We start from the raw sequence: 769 nt of genomic DNA on the forward strand, positions 1-769 counted from the left end.
GTCGGGGAGTTTGGGGATCTCGACGTTGCCGATCCCCTTCAACGCCTTGGAGATATCCCCGATCTTCGACAGCCCCGCACCCGCGGCCTTGCTGACATACGTCATCGGATCGATGACCTTGCCCGCCCTGCCCGCCAACGACAACGCCTTCGCGACCGCACCCGCCTTGCCCGCACCCGACGCAGCCCCACCCGCACCACCCGTGAACACCGTCGTCAGCACATTGAACGTCACCGCACCCGCAGCACGAGCCGGGTTCTTCCCCCACTCGTCCCACGCCACCAACGCCTTACCCGTCTCCTTCATCGCCGTACGCGAATCACCCAACCACGACGGCAACTTGTCATCCGGCAACGACCAGAACAAAACCCCCGCACCCGGCATCGAGGAAACCACCAGACCCGTCGCCAACTGCGCCAGACCCTTCCACGCCCGACCCATCGCCTCCCAGCCACCACAACCCACCAGCATGCCCAGGCCCTTGATCGTCCCCCACACACCATCCACGATCAGCCCGTCCCACACAAAGGACTTCACCCAATGGCCGACCTCATACCAGTGATGCCGCTCCTCCACCGGGTCACCCCAGGGAAGCTTCGCATCCTTCATATCCCCGGCACTGAACCCATACTGATCCGCACGCTCCGAACCATCCCCCGCCACCATCTGCGTCCCACCGAACAACGCAGTGATCTTGTTGTGACACGTCCGCTCCGCCGCCCAGAACGCCGCCACCGCCGCCGTCACATCATCACGCAACTGATTGTGA

The 769-nt window shown here is 64.0% G+C and carries 1 pseudogene; it reads right to left on the reverse strand.

The features are described 5' to 3' along the window. Positions 1-769, reverse strand: a pseudogene (locus VXC91_RS46335) (ADP-ribosyltransferase); the annotation flags it as partial.

This window comes from Streptomyces chiangmaiensis, assembly GCF_036281785.1.
GTDB classification, from domain to species: domain Bacteria; phylum Actinomycetota; class Actinomycetes; order Streptomycetales; family Streptomycetaceae; genus Streptomyces; species Streptomyces chiangmaiensis.